The sequence below is a fragment of the Gemmatimonadaceae bacterium genome, assembly GCA_020851035.1.
GTDB lineage: Bacteria > Gemmatimonadota > Gemmatimonadetes > Gemmatimonadales > Gemmatimonadaceae > JACMLX01.
This window is the reverse complement of sequence record JADZDM010000031.1, coordinates 62,067-82,095: the sequence shown is the minus strand read 5'-3', so window position 1 is coordinate 82,095 and position 20,029 is coordinate 62,067. Positions and strand designations below refer to the sequence as shown.

Genomic DNA, 20,029 nt, shown 5'->3' with positions numbered 1-20,029 from the left:
GAGTCTTGGGTGGGGCGCCTGGTCGCGGGGGCCGGCCCCTCGCGCCGCAGCGCCCGGGACTCTGTCCCTCGCCCGCGGAAACGACTCTGAGTCGTTCGGACGCAAGATCCCCGTGAACGTGCTCCCCCCGAACGCCCCCCGGAGGGCACCGGGCCAGTGCCCGGGATCGGTTAGGTTCCACCGACCTGCGACTCCCCACCTGCGAGCCATGTTCCCGATCGGCGACGAAAATCCGACAGACAACCGCCCGGTCATGACGTGGGTGATTCTCGGCCTGATGGCGGCGACCTGGTTCCTCGTGCAGGGGGCCGGCGCCGACGGCACGGCGCTGATCCGGAGCGTCTGCGAGCTGGGACTGGTGCCCGGCGAGGTGACCCGGACGGCGCCGGTGGGACTGGCGGTGCCGATGGGCGCGGGCTGGGCCTGCCTCGTCGACCGCTCCGCGCTCAACTGGCTCACCCCGCTGACCTCGATGTTCCTCCACGGCGGCTGGGGACACCTGCTCGGCAATGCGCTCTTCCTCTGGGTGTTCGGTGACAATGTCGAGGACCTGATGGGCCCCCGGCGCTTCCTCGCCTTCTACCTCATCTGCGGCCTCGCCGCGGCGCTGCTGCACGTCGCCCTGCAGCCCGCGTCACCGATCCCGACCGTCGGGGCGTCCGGCGCGATCTCGGGCGTGATGGGTGGCTACCTCGTGCTCTTCCCGCGCGCCCGCGTCCGGATGTTCTTCCCGCCGCTCTTCTTCTTCCACTTCCCGGCGTGGCTGGTGCTGCTCTGGTGGTTCGGCCTGCAGGTCCTGGCCGGCCTGCCACAGCTCACCATGCTCCATGCGGACCCGTCCGGTGGCGTGGCCGTCTGGGCGCATGTCGGCGGCTTCGTCGCGGGCGTGCTCCTGGTGCGACACTTCGCCCTCCCGGACCGGCTCGCAGGACGCCTCGCCCGGCAGGATCCCGCGCGCCGCGCATTCTTGTAACAGTCAGATATCGATTCCGGGACACCCGGCCCCGGTCTCCTAACTTTGCCCAGCTGTCCGGACCGGCGGCGTGATGCCGGTGCCACTTTCCCCATTGGAGCTCCTCCTCCGTGCGTCTGATCCCCCGCGATGATCGATTCTTCGATCTCTTCGCTGAAATGGCCGGCATTCTCGTCCAGTCGGCCAATACGCTGCAGCAGCTCTTCGCCGAACCCGCCCGGATCGACGAATTCCAGACCAACATCAAGAACCTCGAGCACCAGGCTGACCGGCTCACGGCCGAGGCGAACCGCAAGGTCGACACGACCTTCGTGACGCCGCTCGACCGCGAGGACATCCACGCCCTGGTCACCCGCCTCGACAACGTGGTCGACCTGATCGACGGCTGCGCCCGCCGCGCCCAGATCTACCGCATCACCGAGGCCCGCGACCCGGCGATCCGCATGTGCTCCGTCCTCGGCGAGGCCTGCGTGCAGATCCGCGAGGCGGTGGCGGCGATGAAGAAGCCGCAGATGGTCTACGAGCATGGCGTGCGCATCAAGCGCCTCGAGGAACAGGCGGACGCCATCTACCACGAGACGCTCGGCAACCTCTTCGCCGGTGCGCCGGATCCCCTCACGGTGATGAAGTGGAAGGACCTGTACGACTGCCTGGAGACGGCCATCGACGAGTGTCACTACGTGTCGCTGGCACTCGAGAGCATCTCGCTCAAGAACAGCTGAGCTGCCGTGATAGCGTACGTCATCGGCATCGTCGTCGTCGCACTGATCTTCGACTTCATCAACGGCTTCCACGATTCCGCAAACTCGATCGCCACGATCGTCGGCACCCGCGTGCTGACGCCGTTCAAGGCGGTCCTCTGGGCGGCGACCTTCAACTTCGCCGCCCTGTTCACCGTCGGCACAGCGGTCGCGAAGGCCATCAGCTCCGGCTACGTGGACCAGTCCGCGATCTCGGCGAACGTGATCGCGGCGGCCCTCCTCGGCGCCATCATCTGGAACCTGATCACCTGGTGGTTCGGCATCCCGTCCAGCTCGTCGCACGCACTGATCGGCGGCTTCGCCGGTGCGGCGGTGGCCAGCAAGGGCTTCGAGGCGCTGAACTGGGGGCACAAGTGGGTCGAGACGCTGTCGGCCATTGCGCTGTCACCGGCCCTTGGCGCGATGCTCGGCATGGGGCTCATGGTGCTCGTGTTCCGCGTCTTCCAGCGTGCCTCGCCGGGCAAGGTGGACCAGCTCTTCAAGCCGGCCCAGTTGCTCAGCTCGGCACTGCTGTCGCTGGCACACGGCGGCAATGATGCCCAGAAGACGATGGGCATCATCGTCGGCCTGCTGGCCGCCCCGTCGGTGCGGAAGCTCTTCGAGCCGCACACCACCGGCTGGCTGAGCCACATGTACGTGCCGAACACGAACACGATCCCGATCTGGGTCGAGATCGCCGCCTACTTCGCGATCTCGCTCGGCACGCTGTTCGGCGGCTGGCGCATCGTGCACACGATGGGCACGCGCATCACCAAGCTGCGCCCGGTGGGCGGCTTCTGCGCCGAGACGGGCGGGGCGATCGTGATCCTCGCGGCGTCGAAGTTCGGCATCCCGGTGAGCACCACCCACACCATCACCGGCGCGATCGTCGGGGTGGGGGCGGCGAACCGGGTCCGGGCGGTACGCTGGGGGCTGGCCGGCAACATCGTGTGGGCCTGGATCGTCACGATTCCGGCGGCGGGGCTGATTGCGGCGCTCTCTGCGCTCATCTTGAATGCGATCGTGGTGGTGGGCCGTCCGGCCTGACCGGCCCGACGCGGGGGGCGTCCCGGCACCGGGGCGCCGCCGATCCTGCAGGGAGTGGGCATGGCAACGAGACGAAAACAGCCGCGGGCCGGTGGCGACGCCGATGCGGACGCGATGGGGTCGGTGGGCGCGGCCGGCGCGGCGCACCTGTTCTTCAGTCGCGAGCTGAGCTGGCTGGAGTTCAATGCCCGGGTGCTGAACGAGGCCCGCGACCCGCGCACGCCGCTGCTCGAGCGGCTGAAGTTCCTGGCCATCTTCAGCTCGAACCTGGACGAGTTCTACATGGTCCGGGTGGGCGGCCTGCGCCGGAAGGTCAAGAACGGGCAGGGGGGCTATCCGCAGGAACGGCTCTCGCCGGCGGAGCTGCTGCAGGCGATCGGCGCGCGCGTCACCGAGTTGCTGACCCTGCAGCGCGCCTGCCTCATCGACGACCTGCTCCCGGCGCTCGCGCGGCACGACGTGCGCCTGGTGACGATGAACGACCTCACCCCCGCCGAGTGGCTGGTGGTGGACTCGTTCTTCGAGGCGCAGGTCTTCCCGGTGCTCACGCCGCTGGCCGTCGACCCGGGCCACCCGTTCCCCTACATCTCGAACCTCTCGCTCTCGCTCGCGGTGCGCGTGCGCGACCCGCAGAACGGCGACGAGCACTTCGCGCGCGTGAAGGTGCCGAAGTCGCTCTCGCGCTGGGTGCCGGCGGGCCGGCCGGGACACTTCGTGCCGATCGAGGACGTGATCGGCGTGAACCTCGGCGCGCTCTTCCCGGGCATGGAGGTGCTGAGCTGGCATGCCTTCCGCATCACGCGCTTCAGCGACTTCGAGCTCACCGGCGTGGAGGAGGACGACGACCTGCTGAGCGTGGTCGAGCGCCAGGTCTTCGAGCGCAAGTTCGGCGAGGTGGTGCGCCTCGAGGTGCAGCAGGGGATGCCGCAGGAACTCCGCACGCTGCTGATGGAGGAGCTGGCGGACGAGGAGGATGCGCTGGTGGTGGCGCTGCCGCTCACCGACCATGACGTGGACGAGCCGGGGACGCTCCTCGACCTCGGCGACCTGATGTCGCTGGCGGCGGCGATCGACCTGCCCGAGCATCGCCATCCGCCATTCACGGCCGCCGTTCCCCCCGAGCTGGCGGACTCGCGCTCGATCTTCGAGGCGATCCGCGAGCGCGACATCCTGGTGCACCACCCGTTCGAGAGCTTCCGCGACACGGTGGAGCACTTCATCGAGCGCGCGGCGACGGACGAGCAGGTGCTGGCCATCAAGCTCACCCTCTACCGCACCTCGGGGGAGACGGCCATCGTGCGGTCGCTGATCGAGGCCGCCGAGCGGGGCAAGCAGGTGGTGGTGCTGATCGAGCTGCAGGCGCGCTTCGACGAGGCGAACAACATCGCGTGGGCGCGCACGCTGGAGAACTACGGCGTGCACGTGGTCTATGGCGTGCCGGGCCTGAAGACGCACACCAAGACGACGCTGGTGGTGCGGCGCGAGGCGGACGGCATCCGCCGCTACGTGCACATCGGCACCGGCAACTACCACTCGCGCACGGCGCGCCTCTACACCGACATCGGCCTGTTCACCTGCAGCCCGAGCATCGGCGCCGACGTGAGCGACCTGTTCAACGCCCTCACGGGCTTCAGCCGCCAGCAGCTCTACCGCAAGCTGCTGGTGGCGCCGGCCAACATGCGCACGCGGTTCGTGGAGCTGATCGACCGCGAGACGGCGCACGCCCGGGCGGGCCGCGGGGGCCGGATCATCGCCAAGATGAACGCCCTCGTCGACCCGGACACGATCCTCTCGCTCTACCGCGCCTCGGCCGCCGGCGTGGAGGTGGACCTGATCGTCCGCGGCGTGTGCTGCCTCCGCGAGGGGGTGCCGGGCGTGAGTGAGACCATCCGCGTGCGCAGCATCATCGGCCGCTTCCTCGAGCACTCCCGCATCTTCCACTTCGGCAACGCCGGCGCGCCGGAGTACTACCTCGGCTCGGCCGACTGGATGCCGCGCAACTTCGACCGGCGGGTCGAGACGGTGGCGCCGATCGAGGATCCGGCGCTGCACGCGCGGCTGGAGTCGCTGCTGCAGACCTGCCTCGCCGACAACCGGCAGGCGTGGATGCTGCAGCCCGACGGGACGTACGTCCAGCGGCGCCCGGAGGCCGGCGAGCCGGAGCGCGGCACGCACGCGATCCTGCTCCGCGACACCTGGGGACGGGTGTAGGCCGCATCGGGCCGGGCGCCGGCGTGCGGCGCTCAGTCCACGGAGTCGGTGCTGTCCCACTCCACGGGCTTGCCATCCGGCCCGATCACGTGCACGGGGAAGTCCAGCACCTCCTCCAGCAGGTCGCTCTTGCGGCTCGCACCCCAGAGCTCGAGGCGTGTCGAGCGGGCGCGCGGGTCGGGCACGGGGGTGATCCGCAGTGCGCGCTCGGTCCAGCGCACCTTCACCGACTGCACGGCCCCGATGTGGCCGCGGTCGAAGCCGTCGGCCACGCGCAGCAGGGCCGCGAGGCGGCGCACCTGCTGCTGCTGCTCCTTCGTGAGCTGGGCGAACATCGGGTGCTTCTGCTTCGGCGCCGCACCGCGATGGTACCGCGCGACGTTCGCCATCACCACCTGCTCCTCCGGCGGCACGCCGAGCAGCTCCGCATGCACGATGAGGTGATAGGCGTGCTTGTGGTGGTCGTTGTAGCTGATGTGGTAGCCGGTGTCGTGCAGCAGCGCGGCATCGCGCAGCGTGGCGCGCTCGCCGGGCTCACACCCCAGGCGCGGGCCGATGGCGTCGAAGAGCTGCAGCGCGAGCTTCTGCACGTGCCGGGCATGCGGCTCCTCGTAGTGCGTGCGCTCGGCGAACTGCGCCACGCTGCGCAGGCGGCCCTCGCCGGGATCGGTGACGCGCGGCGCCACCTCGGCGGCCTCGAGCAACAGCCCCTCCCGGATGCCGTACGCCGACACCATCACCTCGCGGATGTCCAGCACCGCCATCACCTCGGCGGCCACGGCCATGCCGGCGACGATGATGTCGGCCCGGGCGGGATTCAGGCCCGGCACCGAGAGGCGCTCGGTGGGTGACAGCTCCAGGAGCTGGTCCAGCAGGTGCTCGAACTCGCCGCGGGTGACGGTCTTGCCGTGCACGGTGCGCGCGGTGGCGAGGCCCTGCCGGTGCAGCAGCATGCCGGCCACGTTGGTGAACGAGCCGCCGGAGCCGATCATCCGCGCCCCGCGCCACTCCTTCACGGCAAAGCTGTCGCGCAGCTCGCGCCGGAACACCTTGCGCAGCGCACGCACGGTGCCGCGACGGATGCCCTTGTGGAGGTAGCCCTCCGTCGCGCGGATCGCGCCGAACGGGAGCGAGAGGAGGCGCTCCACCAGCCCGTCGGCCGAGAGCGCGAGTTCCACCGACCCGCCCCCGATGTCGCAGGTCACCACGCGCCCGTGGCCGACGTCGAAGTGCGCCTGTGCGCTGCGGAACGAGAGCCGGGCCTCGTCCACGCCCGAGATGACCTTCACGGTGAGCCCCGCCGACTTCTTCACCTGCCGGACGAACGCCGCGCCGTTGGCGGCGTCACGCACGGCGCTCGTCGCGACGCACTCGATGCGCTCGGCACCGAGCTGTGTCGCGAGCGTCGTCATGCGCTGCAGCGCCTCGATGGCGGCCAGCGCACTCTCGACCGAGAGGTTGCCCGTCTCGTCCACGCCGGTGCTCAGCCGCGGGGCGGCCTTCATCTCGTCCACCGTGCGGATCTGCCCCGTGCTGCTCACGTCGGCGACGATGGCGCGGATGGAGTTGGACCCGATGTCGATGGCGGCGATCCGTCGCGTGCGGATCGCGCCAGCGTCGCCGGTGACAGCGGCACCATCCGGGCGGGGCGCCACGGGCCGTCCCGGGCGCGAGGAGGGCGTGGCCGGGACGGAGGCGGGCGTGGCGCGGCGCGGGGAGCGTGCAGGCATGGGGGGCTCGGCTCGGTTCGTGGCGGGTCACCGCAACTTACCGGCAGTGCCCCCCGCGACCAGCCGAGGCCGGCGCCGGCCGTCAGCGGCGTGCGGTCACCGCGGCCGCAGGGAGCGCGCGGAGCAGCCGGGTGCGCATCGCGTCGGGCAGCGGTGCATAGCCGAGGGCCAGCGCGTCATCGTCGCCCTGTTCCAGCGCCCAGCGCACGAAGCGCTCGACGGCGGCCAGCTTCGCAGCGTCGCCGCCGCGCGAGGGCACGATCAGCCACGAGAGCGAGGCGATCGGGTAGCTGGACGCCCCCGGCGGGTCGCTGATGCTGGTCGCGAACTCCAGCGTGTCGTCGATGGAGCCGAGCATCGCCTCCGCCGCCGACCGCAGTGCGCCCGTCTGCGGCGTGACCCAGGCACCGGCGTGATTGCGCATGCGGGCCACCGGCAGGCGGTTGTGCATCGCATACACCGCCTCGACGACACCGATCGAGAACTCGGTGGCCTTGAGCTCTCCCGCCACGCCCTCGTTGCCGCGCGCCGGGCTCCCCACCGGCCACGCCGGGTACCGGCTGCGGCCCACGCGGGACGCCCAGGTGGTGCTGGTGCGCGTGAGATAGTCGGTCAGGATCCAGCTCGTGCCGCTGCTGTCTGCCCGTGTGATCACGCGCAGCGGCTGTGCGGGGAGCGCCGCGTCCGGATTCAGCGACACGATGCGCGGGTCGTCCCAGCGGCGGATCTCGCCGAGGAAGATCGCCGCGAGTGTCGGTGCATCGAGCCGGAGCTGCCGGGTGAGGGACGGGACGTTGTACGTGACCGCCGCACCGCCGACCACCAGCGGCACCTGCCGCACGCCGCGGGTGGTGAGCTGGCGGCGCTGCGTGGAGTCGAGCGGCGCGTCACTGGCCGCGAAGTCCGCACTGTCCGCCAGCAACGCAGACACGCCGGCACCGGAGCCGATCGAGCGGTAGTTGATCCGTGCGTCACCCCCCTCGGCGAAGTGCGAGAACCAGCGGGTGTACAGCGGATACGGGAACGTCGCACCGGCGCCTTCCACCGCGAGGTCGGGGCGTCGGTCCACGCGCGTCGAGTCCTCTGGCGTCCCGGTGCACCCGGCCGTGGTGAGGAGGGCGACCCCGGTGAGCCATCGTGCGGAGTGGTGCATCACATGTCGTTGGAGTAGCCCACGAACTTGAAGCGGCCGTCGATTTCGACGATGGTGCCGAAGAGCCGGCCGGTGAAGCGCCCGCCGTCGGCGAGGGAGAGCCGGAGGGTGCAGCCCTCGTGCAGTCGCATCGTCCCCACGGCACGCGCGGGGGCCGGGCAGTCCAGCGACTGGAGCGTGAGTGCCTGGCCACCGACGCGTGTGAGGGCGCGCGTGATCCCGGTCTCGCTGTTGCGGGTGACCGCATCCCATCGCAGGGTGGGCGGCATGCCGGTGTCCTGCTCCGCGTCCGGGGTGGCCGGGAAGTAGAGCCACGCGAACTCGGCGCGGGAGAGCGCGAGCTGCCCCAGTGCGGTGCGGTCACGCGCCGACAGGGCGGCGATGAAGCGGCGCACGAGGGCCTCGGGCGATCCGGCACCTCCGGTCAGCGCACGGGTTTCCGGGAGCCCGGAGCGGAAGCGCCGCAGCATCTCCGGCATCGGGAAGACCGAGTCGACGATCGTGCCCGGCGCCCGCGTGGTGTCGAGGGGGCGACGCTCGTAGGCGTACGTCACCCCGCTGGCCGGCGCGGCGCTCTCGGCGACCGTGGCCTGCCCGTCGCGACCGCGCGCGCAGGCGGCGGCGAGCAGTAGCGCCGCCATGCAGGCGGCGGGGGTGGCAGGGCGGACGGGCATTGGCAACGACGGGGCGGAAAGGCACACGGGCCGGTGCGTGCAACCGCGCGCACCGGCCCGTGAAACGTAGGGGAAGGTCAGTTCAGCACGTACGTCGTCCAGCCCTGCCACCACTTCGCACCGGCGGGATCCGCTGCGCCACGGTAGGCCGTGCCAGTCACCGCCGTGCCGGCCTTCGTCAGCAGGGTGCCGGTGAAGGTCGCCAGGCCGCCGGTCGCCGCGGCACCGGTGGTGGGCGGCGCCCAGTCGAACGTGGCACCGCTTGCCGGCTGTGCCGCCGGCACGCTCGTGAAGAGCGCCGAGGCCGTGCCGGCGACGGTGCTGAGCTTGTTCGCGGTGGTGTCGGCGGTGTACTGGCGCGTGCTGGTCGGCACGCCGCCGGAGAGGACCTGGGGATCGAACAGGTTGCCGTTCTCCGCGAACAGGATGTTCGACAGCCCGAAGTTGCCTTCCGTCTGCCGGATGAACGTGGTGGTGTCGCGGAAGGAGATGGCGGCCGACGGCCAGCGCGCGATGATGCCGTTGACGTAGAACCCGCCCGTGCCGCGTCGCAGCATGGCGCCGCGTCCGCCGGCGGCAGGCAGCGTCACGCCGTTCGTCGTGCCGGTGCCGATGAGCGTGAAGTTCGCGATCACGGGAATCGTCAGCGGCGTGGAGTTCTGGCCCTGGTCGCAGCCGGCGCCGTTGCAGCCGTCGTTCTCGATGCCCTGCGGATCGCTGGACGGCGAGCCGGCGGCCGAGCGCGGCGGGATGATGCGCGTCTGCATCGCGATGAGGTACTGCAGGCGCCCGACGTAGCCCTCCGAGATGTCGAAGTGGTCATCGCCGGCCTCGTAGCTCACGAGGTGCTTCGCGTCCACGGCGCCGCCGAAGAACTCGAAGCTGTCGTCCAGGCCCCCCATCGACTGCAGGTACTCGAGCGTGGTGCCGCTGCCGAGCGCCGCGAGGGTGAAGGTGTTCAGTTCCTGGTCGGTGGCGGTGGCGTAGCCGGCGAACTCCACCCGCACGTAGCGCAGGATGCCGCTGTTGTCGGCGTTGTTGGTGCCGCCGCTGTACGTCTGCGCCGGGTTGTTGGCGCCGTTGCCGGTGCCCTCGATGGTGATGCTGCCGGTGCGGTTGATCACGCCGTTGCCGATGATGATCAGGCCACCCCAGTCACCCGGCTGGCGTGCGCCCGGGGCGCGCGACGAGGTGAAGACGATCGGGTTCGCCGCGGTGCCCTGCGCGTCGAGCTTCGCGCCACGGGTCACGAACAGCGACGAGCCGGTGGCGGCGAAGTCGCCGAGGATCTTCGTGCCGGGCTGGATCGTGAGGGTGGCGCCATTGGCCACCTGGATGAAGCCCTGCAGCGTGTAGGTCGTGTCGGCGAACAGCGTGCGGTTCGCGGTGATGTTGGTGCTGATGGTGGCCGACGCCGTGCCAGGGGCCTTGGTCGTGACGCTGACCTCGGCCGAGTACTGCGACGGGCCCGAGGCCCGGATCGCCTGCACGCGGTAGCGGTAGGCGGCCGACGGCTCGAGGCCGGTGTCGAGGTAGGTGGTGTCAGTGAGGCCGGCCGCCGAGATGGTGGCGAACGTGCCGCCGGAGGCGCCGGTCACGCGCTGCACGACATAGCTGGTTGCGTCGGAGACCTTGCCCCAGGTGATGCGGGCGGTCGTGGCCGACGGCGCTGCAACGGATGCATTCGCCGGCGGCAGGTCGGTGGGGCCGGTGGGGTCGTCGCTGCCACAGCCGGACAGCGTGAGCACTGCACCAGCCATGATGCCGGCAGAGAGCGAACGCCAGGTGAACGCCATGAGTGTCTCGATGGAGTGATTGGGATGAGATCAGCCCGTGCGATGAGCTGTTGCAAAGATCCGCGGGTCGTGTGACCGCCAGCCGACACACCGGTCACGGTCGGGTCACGGGCGGATCAACGTGTGGTTGCGATGCACGAAGGGCCCGGGTCACCATCGCCCGGGCCCTCCACGCGCCTGCGCGGCGCCGTCACCGGCGCGCCGGCTGCCTCACGGCTGCCAGTTGAACCCGAGCGTCACGGTGCGGCCGGCGTAGTACGACTCGCGCGTCACCGGGCCCTGCGTGATGCGATACGGCGCATCGAGCAGGTTCTTCGCGTCGAAGCGGCCGTTCACGCCGCCGGCGACAGGGAAGCGGAGCGAGAAGTCGAGCACGTTGCGCGGCAGTTCCTTCACGTCCGGGAGCGGGCGCTCACCGGCATCGATGATGCGGGCACCGACGGTGTTGTAGAGGAGCGTGGCGCTGGTGGAGCCGCTGGTGGTGTTCCACGTGATGCCGGTGTTGACCATGTACGGCGCCTGGCCCACCATCGCGCGGTCGGAGCTGGTGACGCTGGCCAGGCCCTGTCGCAGCACGATCTGCGAGCGCATCAGCGTCGCGTTCGTGAACACCGACACGTTCTCGAGCGCCGTGGCGACCTTCCCGAGCCCGGTGCGGGCCTCGAGCTCCACGCCGACGTTGTTCGCACGCTTCGCGTTCTGGTACGACACGATGCGGGTGCCCGAGGTGCCGAGGTAGATGCGCTCGATCGGGTTCTCGAACTGCTTCCCGAACAGCGACACGCTGAAGACCTCGGTGCGGGTGGGGAACCACTCCCAGCGGATGTCGGCGTTGCGGATCAGCGAGCGCACGAGGTCCTTGTTGCCGAGGTAGTTGTCGCCGCCGAGCACGTCCCGGAACTGGAGCGGGGCGAGCTCGCGGTACTCGGGGCGGGCCAGCGTCTGCGAGACCGAGAGGCGCACGTTCTGGTTGTCCGACGCCCGGAGGGTGACGGCCAGCGACGGGAGGATGTCGCTGAACGAGGGCGACGTCACCACCGCCGGCCCGATCGTCGGCGACGCCACCACCTCGACCTCGGAGTGCTCATAGCGGGCGCCCGTCACCAGGCTCACCCGCGGGCGGAGCTGCCAGCTCAGCATCACGTACGCCGCGCCGAGGCGGTCCTTCGCGGTGTAGCTGCCGCCCTGCGCCAGCGGCACCAGCCGCATCGCGCTGCTGCCGGGCTGCGTGAAGCGGCCGTCGAAGATCTCCTCCGGCGACAGCTGGCGCTGGGCGTTGTCGAGGCCGAAGCCCTGCATGCTGTACACGTTGTTCGTCGCCGTGCGGTCGGTGGCGCGCACCAGGCCGCCGAACTTCACCCGCAACTCGTTCGACGGGTCGAGGAAGTTCATCCGGTAGTTCACCTGGCCCTCGTAGTTCCGCTCGTCGAGGGCACCGAACGTGCGCACCGCACCCTCGTTGCCGATCGCGAACCACTCCGGCGCCGCGCTGCCGCTCACGGTGTACACGATCTCCGAGCGATCCGGCTCGTCGCGCGTCACGCCCGACGCCGTCGCCGACCAGTCGAGCTGGTGGCGCCCGTCGAACAGGGAGTGCTCCACCGCCAGCTGCGAGCTGCGGATCATGCGCTCCACGAGCTGCAGGCGGGTGATGTTGAGCTGCTGGCCGAGGTTCTCGCTGGTGCCGGATTCCACGCGCGCATCGTTGTCGCTGGTGCGGTTGTAGGTGTTGTTCAGCGACACCTTGGTGTTGCGGCCGAGGAAGGTGCTGAAGTTCGCGAGCCCGCCCCAGAGCACGCCGGTGCCGGCCGTCGTGCCGGTGAACCGGTCGACTTCCTCGACCCCGTTGCGCGCCAGCGCGTAGGCGCGCACCTGCCGCTCCTTCACGTTCTGCGTGACGTTGTAGTTCGCGCTCACGAGGTAGCCGATCCGCTGGCCGAACACGGGATCACTGCCGCCCACCGACATCCCCATGCTGCCATTCGGCGCGCCGGTGGCCGGCAGCGCGCTCCAGCGATTGCGGAAGGTGCCGATCAGGCTGTTCAGCTCACCCTGGCCCGGCTGGGGGTCGAAGGTGCCGTAGCTGCTCACGATGCCCGGGAGCGCGCGGCGCGTGGAACCGAAGGCGACGTAGTCCCGGCCGGCCGTGCCGGCGGAGATCGTGGACTTGCCGGTGATGGCGGCGTTGTAGCCGGTGCTGGTGGACACCACCACCGTCCGCCGTGCCGGGAATTCCTTCGTCTGGATGTTCACCGCCGCACCGGCGAAGTCACCCGGCTGGTCCGGGGTGAACGTCTTCGACGTCGTGACACTCTGGATCAGGCCGGCCGGGAAGAGGTCCAGCGGCACCACCTTCCGTTCCGGCTCGGGGCTCGGCAGGCGGGCGCCGTTCAGCGAGGCGGTGGTGTAGCGGTCACCCAGCCCGCGCACGAACACGTACTTGCCATCCTGCACGTTCACGCCGCTCACCCGGCCCACGGCGGCGGCGGCATCGCTGTCCGGGCTCTTCGCGATCTGCTCGCTGGTGACGCTGTTGATCATCGCCGTGGCGTTGCGCTGGCGGTCGAGCGCGGCGCTGACGGAGCCACGTTCCTGCGTGGCGGTCACGGTCGTGGCGGCGAGCTGCATCGCGGCGGGTGCCATCGCGATGTTCTGCTCCGTCGCCTGGCCGGCCCGCACCACGATGCCGGTCACGGTCTTCGAGGCGAAGCCGATGCGCCGGGCGAGCAGGGTCGCGGTGCCGGCCGGCACGCCGCTGATCGTGAAGCGGCCATCCACGCCGCTCAGCACGCCGGTGGTGGTCCCGACGAGCTGGATGCCGACGTCCGACATCCCGTTGCCCTGCGGATCGAGCACGCGGCCGGTGATGCGCCCGCGGGCCGCGGCCGGCGCCTGCGCGGTGGCGAGACTGGAAAGGCTGGCGGCCGTGAGCAGGGCGACGGCCAGCGTGCGAACGTATGAAAGCGACATGTTGAATGCGCGAATTCGGGGAATCCGGGTGGGCCCGTGCCATCGCCCACCGCGCGCGGAGGCGCGCACCAGCACATTCACGTTTCCGTGTGACGTCGCCCTTTCGATTGCGCCACGGACAGGTAACGGACACGCCCGCACCGGCGCGCACTTCGTTACACAGGCGTGACCGCCTCCTCCGTGTCGACCGGCATCGGCCAGGTCGTGGCGATCGTCGTCCCGGTGCCTTCGAGGCTGTCGGCCGTGACCGTCCCGCCATGGGCCTCGACGAGGTGCCGCACGATCGCCAGGCCGAGGCCGGTGCCACCCTGTTCGCGCGACCGGGCCGGGTCCACCCGGTAGAACCGCTCGAAGATGCGCGGCAGGTGACCGGCGGGGATCCCGCTCCCGGTGTCGGTCACCGACAGCGTGACCGTTGCCCCGTCCCGACGCGACACCACGCGCACCGTTCCTTCCGCGGTGTGGCGCACCGCGTTCTCCACGAGGTTGCCCAGGACCTGGCGCAGGGCGGTTGGGTCGGCGTGCACCCGCTCGGCGCCGGACGCGATGTCGGCGCGCACCACGATGCCCTTCGCGTCCGCGGCCGGCTTCACCGCCAGCATCACGTCGGCCACCACGTCCGGCAGGCGCAGCAACGCGGGGTTGGGACGCCACCCGCCCGACTCGATGCGGCTGAGGTCCAGCAGGTCGTCCACGATCCGCTGCATCCGCCGCGTGTTCGACAGGATGGTGTCGAGGAAGGCATGCCGGTTCGCCACCGGCATCTCGTCGTCGTCCACCAGCGTCTCGGCGTACCCGCCCACGATCGTCAGCGGCGTGCGCAGCTCGTGGCTCACGTTGGCCACGAAATCGCGCCGTACCTGCTCGATGCGCCGCACCGGTGTCAGGTCGTAGAGGGCCAGCACGGCGCCCCCGTCGGTGAGCGGGCGCGCCACCAGCGACAGCGCGCGGTCGAAGAGCGCGATCTCGCACGGCTCGACCACCTGCCCCGAGAGGGCGCGCTCCAGCGCGTCGCGCAGCTCGGGTTGCGCCGGCAGGCGCTCGATGGGAAAGGGCACCACCCCCTCGACGTTCGCGAGCTGTCGCCCGACGTCGTTGATCCGCATCACCTGGCGGCCCGCGTCCACCGCGATCGCCCCCTCGGTGAGCGAGTCGAAGAGCTCCGTCAGCAACGACTCCTCGGCCTCCAGCGTTGCCAGCCGCGCGCCGAGTTGTTCCGCCAGGCGGTGCACGGCCCGGGCCAGGTCACCCACCTCGCCGGGCGCCGAGAGGGCCGGTCGCCGCGAGAGGTCGCCGGCGGCCAGCGACTGGGCCACGTCGCGGAGCGCGATGATCGGGCGTGTGATCGAGCGCGAGAAGAACCAGCCGAACACGGTGACCGCGAAGATCGCGCCGACGCCGACGAGCAGGATGTCCACCCGCGACCGGGTGAAGATCTGGTCCACCGCCCGGGTGCGCACCGACACGCGCGAGATGCCCAGCGGCATGCGCACCGCGACGTACAGCTCTTCGTCGCCGGCGGACGCCGACATGCGGCGCGACTGCCCGGTGCCGCGGGCGAGGGCGTCACGGACCTCGGGACGGGTGCTGTGGTTCTCGAGTGCGGCGAGCCGCGGCGGGTCGAAGTCCGAGTCGCCGAGCACCACTCCCGCCGTGTCGATCAGCGTGACCCGATGCCCGGTGGCCACGCCGGCCGCGTCGGCGATGGCATCGGCCGCGTCGCGATCGCGCCACTGGCTGGCCAGCAGCCGGGCCTCGCGCTGGAGCTGGCTGACCTGTTCCTCGCCGATGCGCGCGTACAGCCGTCGATCGAGCACGCCGATGACCGCGGCGAGCAGCAGCGACACGCCCAGCACGAGGCCGAGCAGCAGTCGGGAGGTGAGCCGCATGCCCGGTACCGTACGCGAGGGGTGCCGCCGGGGCTAGCGGGTGGTGGTGCTGCTCCGCATCCGGTAGCCGAACCCGCGCACGGTCTCGATCAGGTCGCCGGCGTCACCGAGCTTGGTGCGGAGGCGCTGGATGTGCATGTCCACGGTGCGGGTCTGGATGTCCGGTGCCGCTTCCCAGACTGTCTCGAGCAGGTGGCCACGCGCCTGCACGCGGCCACGCCGCTCGGCCAGCGTCAGCAGGAGCTTGTATTCGGTGGGCGTGAGCTCAACCTCGTCGGTGCCGATCGCCACCCGGTGTTCGGCGCGATCGATGCGGATGGAGCCGATCTGCAGCAGGTCGGAGGGGGTGTCGGCGGCGGCGGCGGTGCGGCGGAGGATCGCACCGACGCGGAGCACCAGTTCCTGCGGGCTGAACGGCTTGGTGAGGTAGTCGTCGGCGCCGAGGGAGAGGCCGCGGATGCGGTCCTGCTCCTCCTTGCGCGCGGTGAGCATCAGCACCGCGATGTGCTTCGTGGATTCGCCGGCACGGATGTGCTGGAGCACGTCGAAGCCGCTCATCCCCGGGAGCATCAGGTCCAGCACCAGCAGCGACGGGCGCTCCTGGCGCGCGATGGCGAGGGCGTCGGTGCCGTTGGAGGCGGTCGAGACGCGGTAGTTCGACTTCGCGAGGTGGTAGGCCACCAGCGCGACGATGTCCGGCTCGTCGTCGACGACGAGGATGCGCTCCTGCACGTGCGGCGCCGGGCCCGTCATGCGGACAACCCCCCGGCGATCGCGCGGTTGCCGAGCGGGGTGCCGCCCTCGACATGCCGGCGCTCGTCGGACACCATCGGAATGCTCGGCGCGCCGCTGGTCATGAGGCGCTGCCGGATCTTTGCCAGGATCATCTCGATCGCCACCGTGTTATGGCCTCCGCGCGGGACGATGACGTCCGCCCAGCGCTTGCTCGGCTCGATGAACTGCAGGTGCATCGGTCGCACCGTGTTGACGTACTGCTCGAGGATCTCGTCCAGCGGCCGGCCGCGCGACGCCATGTCCCGCTTGATACGCCGCACCAGCCGGATGTCCGCATCCGCGTCCACGAAGACCTTCACGTCCAGCCGCTGCCGCACCCGCTCGTCCGTGAACAGCAGGATGCCGTCCACCACCACCACGTCCACCTTCGCCACCCGCACCGTCTCGGCGCTCCGGGCGTGGATGGTGTAGTCATACACCGGCTTCTCGATCGGTTCACCGCGCGACATCGCGTCGAGGTGGTCCACGAAGAGGTCGAGGTCGAAGGCGTCGGGATGGTCCCAGTTGATGTGCGTGAGCTCCGTGACGGAGAGCCCGGTGTGGTTCCGGTAATACGAGTCCATCTCCACGAACGCGACCGACGAGTCGGCCAGCGCCGCTGCCACGCGCCGCGCCACGGTGGTCTTGCCGGACCCGGTGCCCCCGGCAATTCCGATCATCAGCGGGCGGTTCGGCACGGCTCCTCCATCGTCACGGCGGAAGACTGGGCCGTGACTGTGTGATTGTTCGTGATCGTCCGGTCACGATTCGGTATCGGCCCGCAGGCGGGCGCGGCGGCGGCTGGGCAGGAATCTAGACAGGGCTGCCGCCGTGCCGGCGTGGCCCCCGGCACCGGGGCGCCACCCTCTGAATTCGGCTGCGGCCCCGCTAGCTTCCCTCCATGAAACACTCGACATCGCACCGTCGGCGCGTCGTGACGCTGGCGGCGTCATTTCTCGTGGCGGGGCCGGTGACGGCCCAGGTCCGTGCCGCAGCCCGCGACCTGGTGGTGCTGGCCACCACCGACGTGCACGGCCGGCTCCGGGCCTGGGACTACTACGACAGCCGGCCCGATTCCGCCCACAGCCTCGCCGCCGCCGCGACCATCGTCGACTCGGTCCGGGCGGCGCACCCGGGGAACGTGCTCCTCCTCGACGCCGGTGACCTGCTGCAGGGCAACCCGCTGACGACGGTCGCCGCGCGGGCCGGCAGCGGTGGGCCGCACCCGGTGATCGCCGCCATGAATGCCATGGGCTACGACGCGGCCACGGTCGGGAACCACGAATTCAACTACGGCCTGCCCCTCCTGCGCCGGGCCATGGCCCAGGCGCGGTTTCCCTTCCTGTCTGCCAACGCACAGGCCACGCGCCGGCCGGATGCGTTCGCCTCGTTCACGCTCGTGCGGCGTGGTGACCTCACCGTCGGCGTCGTGGGGGCCACCACGCCGGGCGTGATGGTCTGGGACCGCGACCACGTGCGTGGCCGCCTCCAGTACCGCGACATCATCCCGAGCCTGCGCCGGGCGACCGCGGCGGCCCGCCGCGCCGGCGCCGACATCGTGGTCGCCGTGGTCCATGCCGGCCTGGATGGCGCCGCGAGCTACGACACGGTGCAGACCGGCCTCCCCTCGGAGAACGTGGTCGGGCGCATCCCGCGCGAGGTGCCGGGGGTGGACCTCGTGGTCTACGGTCACTCGCACCGCGAGATGGTCGACACGGTGGTGGCCGGTGTGCGTCTCATGCAGCCGCGCAACTACGCCGGCAGCGTGGGGGTCGCGACGCTGCACCTCGAGCGCGGCGCGCGGAACGCCTGGGTGGTGCGTTCCTCCACCGGACGCGCGATCGCCACCCGCCGGCACGCGGAATCGCCGGCCGTGCTGGCGGCCACCGACGACGCGCACCGTCGCGCGCTGGCGTATGTGGCCGAGTCCATCGGTACCACACGCGTGGCCTGGCGCGCCGACCAGGCGCGGGCCGTGGACATGCCGCTCACGGACCTCGTCGGCGAGGTGATGCGTCGCGTCTCGGGCGCGCAGCTCGCGGCCAGCCCGGTGTTCACCACCGATGCGCGGCTCGACAGCGGCACCATCACGGTGTCGTCCATCGCGAAGCTGTATCCGTTCGAGAACACGCTGCGGGCGGTGCGCATCTCCGGCGCGCAACTGCGCGCATACCTCGAGCACAGCGCGCGATACTTCCAGACGTGGTCGCCGGGCATGACCGGGCCGCTGGTGAATCCGGCCGTGCCGGGCTTCAACTTCGACCTCGTGGTCGGTGCCCAGTACGAGATGGACCTGTCGAAGCCGGTCGGCCAGCGGGTGGTGGGCCTGGCCGTGAACGGCAGGGCGGTGCAGGACGGCGACGCATACACGATCGCGCTCAGCAACTACCGCCAGACGGGTGGTGGCGGGTATGCGATGATTGCCGGTGCGCCGCTCGTGTACGAGTCGAAGGGGGACATCCGCGAGATGATCGTGGACGCCGTGCGCACGGCGGGGCGGCTGGACCCGGCCGAGTGGTCGTCGGTGAACTGGCGCATCACCCCCGCGGCCGCCGCCACCGCGGCGCAGGCGTCGTTCCGCGACGGGGGGCGTGTCGCGCGGCTGCGCGTGATCGGGCTGAACGACTTCCACGGCGCGTTCGAGTCGCGCGTCGGCGCGCGGAACCAGCCCTTCGGCGGCGCCGGTGCGCTCGTGGCGGCGATCCGGCGCGCCCAGGCCGGCTGCACGCCGCCGTCGTGTCATTCGGTGATCGTGGATGCCGGTGACGAGTTCCAGGGCACGCCGGCCTCGAACCTCGCCTACGGCCGCACCGTGGTCACGCTCTTCGACTCCCTCGGCATCACGGCCAGTGCACTCGGCAACCACGAGTTCGACTACGGACAGGACACGCTGCGTGCGCGCATCCGCCAGGCCTCGTACCCGATCCTCAGCGCCAACCTGCGCGACACGCTCGGCAACATCCCGCCGTGGATCCGGCAGGACATGCTGGTGCAGCGCGGGCCGTTCCGCGTCGGCATCATCGGCATCAGTACCATCGAGACGCCGAAGACCACGCGCGCGATCAACGTCACCGACCTGCGCTTCATCGACCCCGCGCCGGTGGTGAGCGAGCGGGCGCGCGCCCTGCGGGCGCATGGCGCGGACGTGATCGTCGTCACCGGGCACCTCGGCGGGTTCTGCAACGCGGGCACGCCGTGCCAGGGCGAGATCTTCGACCTCGTCAACCGCCTCACCGAGCGCGTGGACGTCGTCGTGTCGGGGCACTCGCACAGCTACCTGAACCAGCGCCTGCGCGGGGTGCCGATCGTGCAGGCCCGCTCGCGCGGCGAGGCGATCGACATCGTCGACATCGCCGTCGGCGACACCAGCGGGCGCGCCGCCGGCGACATCGCCGGCTCACGCGTGATCCAGGCCAGTGTGCTGGACGTGATGAGCGACACCATCCCCCCCGACCCGCAGGCGGCGCGGATCGCGCGCGCGGCCGTGGACGCCGTGGCGCCGATCATCGCCCGCCCGGTCGGCCGGATCCTCACCACCATGCGCCGCGACGGCCAGCAGTACGCCCTCGGCAACCTCATCGCCGACGCCATGCGTGCCGCCGCCGGGAGCGACATCGCCGTGATGAACAACGGCGGCATCCGCGCCAACCTGCCGGAGGGCGAGGCGAACTACGGCACCCTGTACGAGGTCCAGCCGTTCGGCAACACGCTCTACACGCTCACGGTGCGCGGCAGCGACCTGCGCGCCTACCTCGGCCGGCTGGTGGCCGGCTCGTCGGTGCGTGCACACATCAGCGGTGTGGTGCTGCGATACGATGTGTCCCGCCCCGCCGACGACCGTATCGTCGGGGTGACGGTGGGCGGCGCGCCCATCGACCCGACCCGCATCTACACGATCACGCTCAACGACTTCATGGTCACCGGTGGTGATGGCCTCGGCCTCGCCGGCGTGGCGCTGGAGACGCGGGCGAACGACATCGTGGACCTGGATGCGCTGGTGAACTATGTCCGTGCACGACCCGCCGGCGTTGCGGCGCCGGCCGTCGATCGCATTGTGCCCGTCACTCCATGA

13 protein-coding genes are annotated in these 20,029 nt (G+C 70.8%); 5 read left to right on the top strand and 8 right to left on the bottom strand.

What is annotated here, in order from left to right; translation table 11 throughout:
• Positions 1-208: 208 nt before the first annotated feature.
• From IT355_20170 to ppk1, 4 genes are all read left to right on the top strand, one after another.
• Positions 209-973: a rhomboid family intramembrane serine protease gene (locus IT355_20170; protein MCC7055598.1), complete on the top strand. Its 765-nt coding sequence runs from the start codon at positions 209-211 to the stop codon at positions 971-973.
• A 110-nt stretch (positions 974-1,083) separates the two neighbouring features.
• Complete coding sequence (locus IT355_20165; GenBank protein ID MCC7055597.1) at positions 1,084-1,695, top strand: DUF47 family protein; 612 nt, start codon at positions 1,084-1,086, stop codon at positions 1,693-1,695.
• A 6-nt stretch (positions 1,696-1,701) separates the two neighbouring features.
• A complete protein-coding gene (locus IT355_20160) occupies positions 1,702-2,760 on the top strand; it encodes an inorganic phosphate transporter (protein ID MCC7055596.1) in 1,059 nt (352 codons plus the stop codon).
• 114 nt (positions 2,761-2,874) lie between these two features.
• Positions 2,875-4,971 (top strand): polyphosphate kinase 1, encoded by a 2,097-nt coding sequence (gene ppk1, locus IT355_20155; protein ID MCC7055595.1) that lies wholly within the window; start codon positions 2,875-2,877, stop codon positions 4,969-4,971.
• Between the two features lie 32 nt (positions 4,972-5,003).
• On the opposite strand, the gene IT355_20150 is transcribed toward ppk1, so the two are convergent.
• From IT355_20150 to udk, 8 genes are all read right to left on the bottom strand, one after another.
• A complete protein-coding gene (locus tag IT355_20150) occupies positions 5,004-6,701 on the bottom strand; it encodes a Ppx/GppA family phosphatase (protein MCC7055594.1) in 1,698 nt (565 codons plus the stop codon).
• 82 nt (positions 6,702-6,783) lie between these two features.
• On the bottom strand, positions 6,784-7,854 hold the full coding sequence (gene pstS / locus IT355_20145) for a phosphate ABC transporter substrate-binding protein PstS (GenBank protein MCC7055593.1): 1,071 nt from the start codon (positions 7,852-7,854) through the stop codon (positions 6,784-6,786).
• Positions 7,854-8,528, bottom strand: a complete 675-nt coding sequence (locus IT355_20140) for a hypothetical protein (GenBank protein ID MCC7055592.1) — start codon at positions 8,526-8,528, stop codon at positions 7,854-7,856. The genes pstS and IT355_20140 overlap by 1 nt, the downstream gene beginning before the upstream one ends.
• 77 nt (positions 8,529-8,605) lie before the next feature.
• Entirely contained in the window at positions 8,606-10,324 is a 1,719-nt protein-coding gene (locus IT355_20135) for a fibronectin type III domain-containing protein (GenBank protein ID MCC7055591.1), read from the bottom strand.
• 210 nt (positions 10,325-10,534) lie between these two features.
• Positions 10,535-13,294, bottom strand: coding sequence for a TonB-dependent receptor (locus IT355_20130; protein ID MCC7055590.1), 2,760 nt, complete (start codon positions 13,292-13,294; stop codon positions 10,535-10,537).
• A gap of 155 nt (positions 13,295-13,449) precedes the next feature.
• Complete coding sequence (locus tag IT355_20125) at positions 13,450-15,183, bottom strand: HAMP domain-containing protein (protein MCC7055589.1); 1,734 nt, start codon at positions 15,181-15,183, stop codon at positions 13,450-13,452.
• 33 nt (positions 15,184-15,216) lie between these two features.
• Positions 15,217-15,936, bottom strand: coding sequence for a response regulator transcription factor (locus IT355_20120; GenBank protein MCC7055588.1), 720 nt, complete (start codon positions 15,934-15,936; stop codon positions 15,217-15,219).
• On the bottom strand, positions 15,933-16,637 hold the full coding sequence (gene udk, locus IT355_20115; GenBank protein ID MCC7055587.1) for a uridine kinase: 705 nt from the start codon (positions 16,635-16,637) through the stop codon (positions 15,933-15,935). The genes IT355_20120 and udk overlap by 4 nt, the downstream gene beginning before the upstream one ends.
• Positions 16,638-16,858: 221 nt before the next feature.
• Here udk and IT355_20110 point away from each other — a divergent pair, with 221 nt between their 5' ends.
• Positions 16,859-20,029 carry a 5'-nucleotidase C-terminal domain-containing protein gene (locus tag IT355_20110; GenBank protein ID MCC7055586.1) on the top strand — a complete coding sequence of 1,057 codons (3,171 nt, stop codon included), beginning with the start codon at positions 16,859-16,861 and terminating at the stop codon, positions 20,027-20,029.

Coding starts and splice junctions, on each gene's coding strand:
- IT355_20170 (MCC7055598.1), top strand. CDS start 209: ATGTTCCCGATCGGCGACGAAAATCCGACAGACAACCGCCCGGTCATG.
- ppk1 (MCC7055595.1), top strand. CDS start 2,875: ATGGGGTCGGTGGGCGCGGCCGGCGCGGCGCACCTGTTCTTCAGTCGC.
- IT355_20150 (MCC7055594.1), bottom strand. CDS start 6,701: ATGCCTGCACGCTCCCCGCGCCGCGCCACGCCCGCCTCCGTCCCGGCC.
- pstS (MCC7055593.1), bottom strand. CDS start 7,854: ATGCACCACTCCGCACGATGGCTCACCGGGGTCGCCCTCCTCACCACG.
- IT355_20140 (MCC7055592.1), bottom strand. CDS start 8,528: ATGCCCGTCCGCCCTGCCACCCCCGCCGCCTGCATGGCGGCGCTACTG.
- IT355_20135 (MCC7055591.1), bottom strand. CDS start 10,324: ATGGCGTTCACCTGGCGTTCGCTCTCTGCCGGCATCATGGCTGGTGCA.
- IT355_20130 (MCC7055590.1), bottom strand. CDS start 13,294: ATGTCGCTTTCATACGTTCGCACGCTGGCCGTCGCCCTGCTCACGGCC.
- IT355_20125 (MCC7055589.1), bottom strand. CDS start 15,183: ATGCGGCTCACCTCCCGACTGCTGCTCGGCCTCGTGCTGGGCGTGTCG.
- IT355_20120 (MCC7055588.1), bottom strand. CDS start 15,936: ATGACGGGCCCGGCGCCGCACGTGCAGGAGCGCATCCTCGTCGTCGAC.
- udk (MCC7055587.1), bottom strand. CDS start 16,637: ATGATCGGAATTGCCGGGGGCACCGGGTCCGGCAAGACCACCGTGGCG.
- IT355_20110 (MCC7055586.1), top strand. CDS start 16,859: ATGAAACACTCGACATCGCACCGTCGGCGCGTCGTGACGCTGGCGGCG.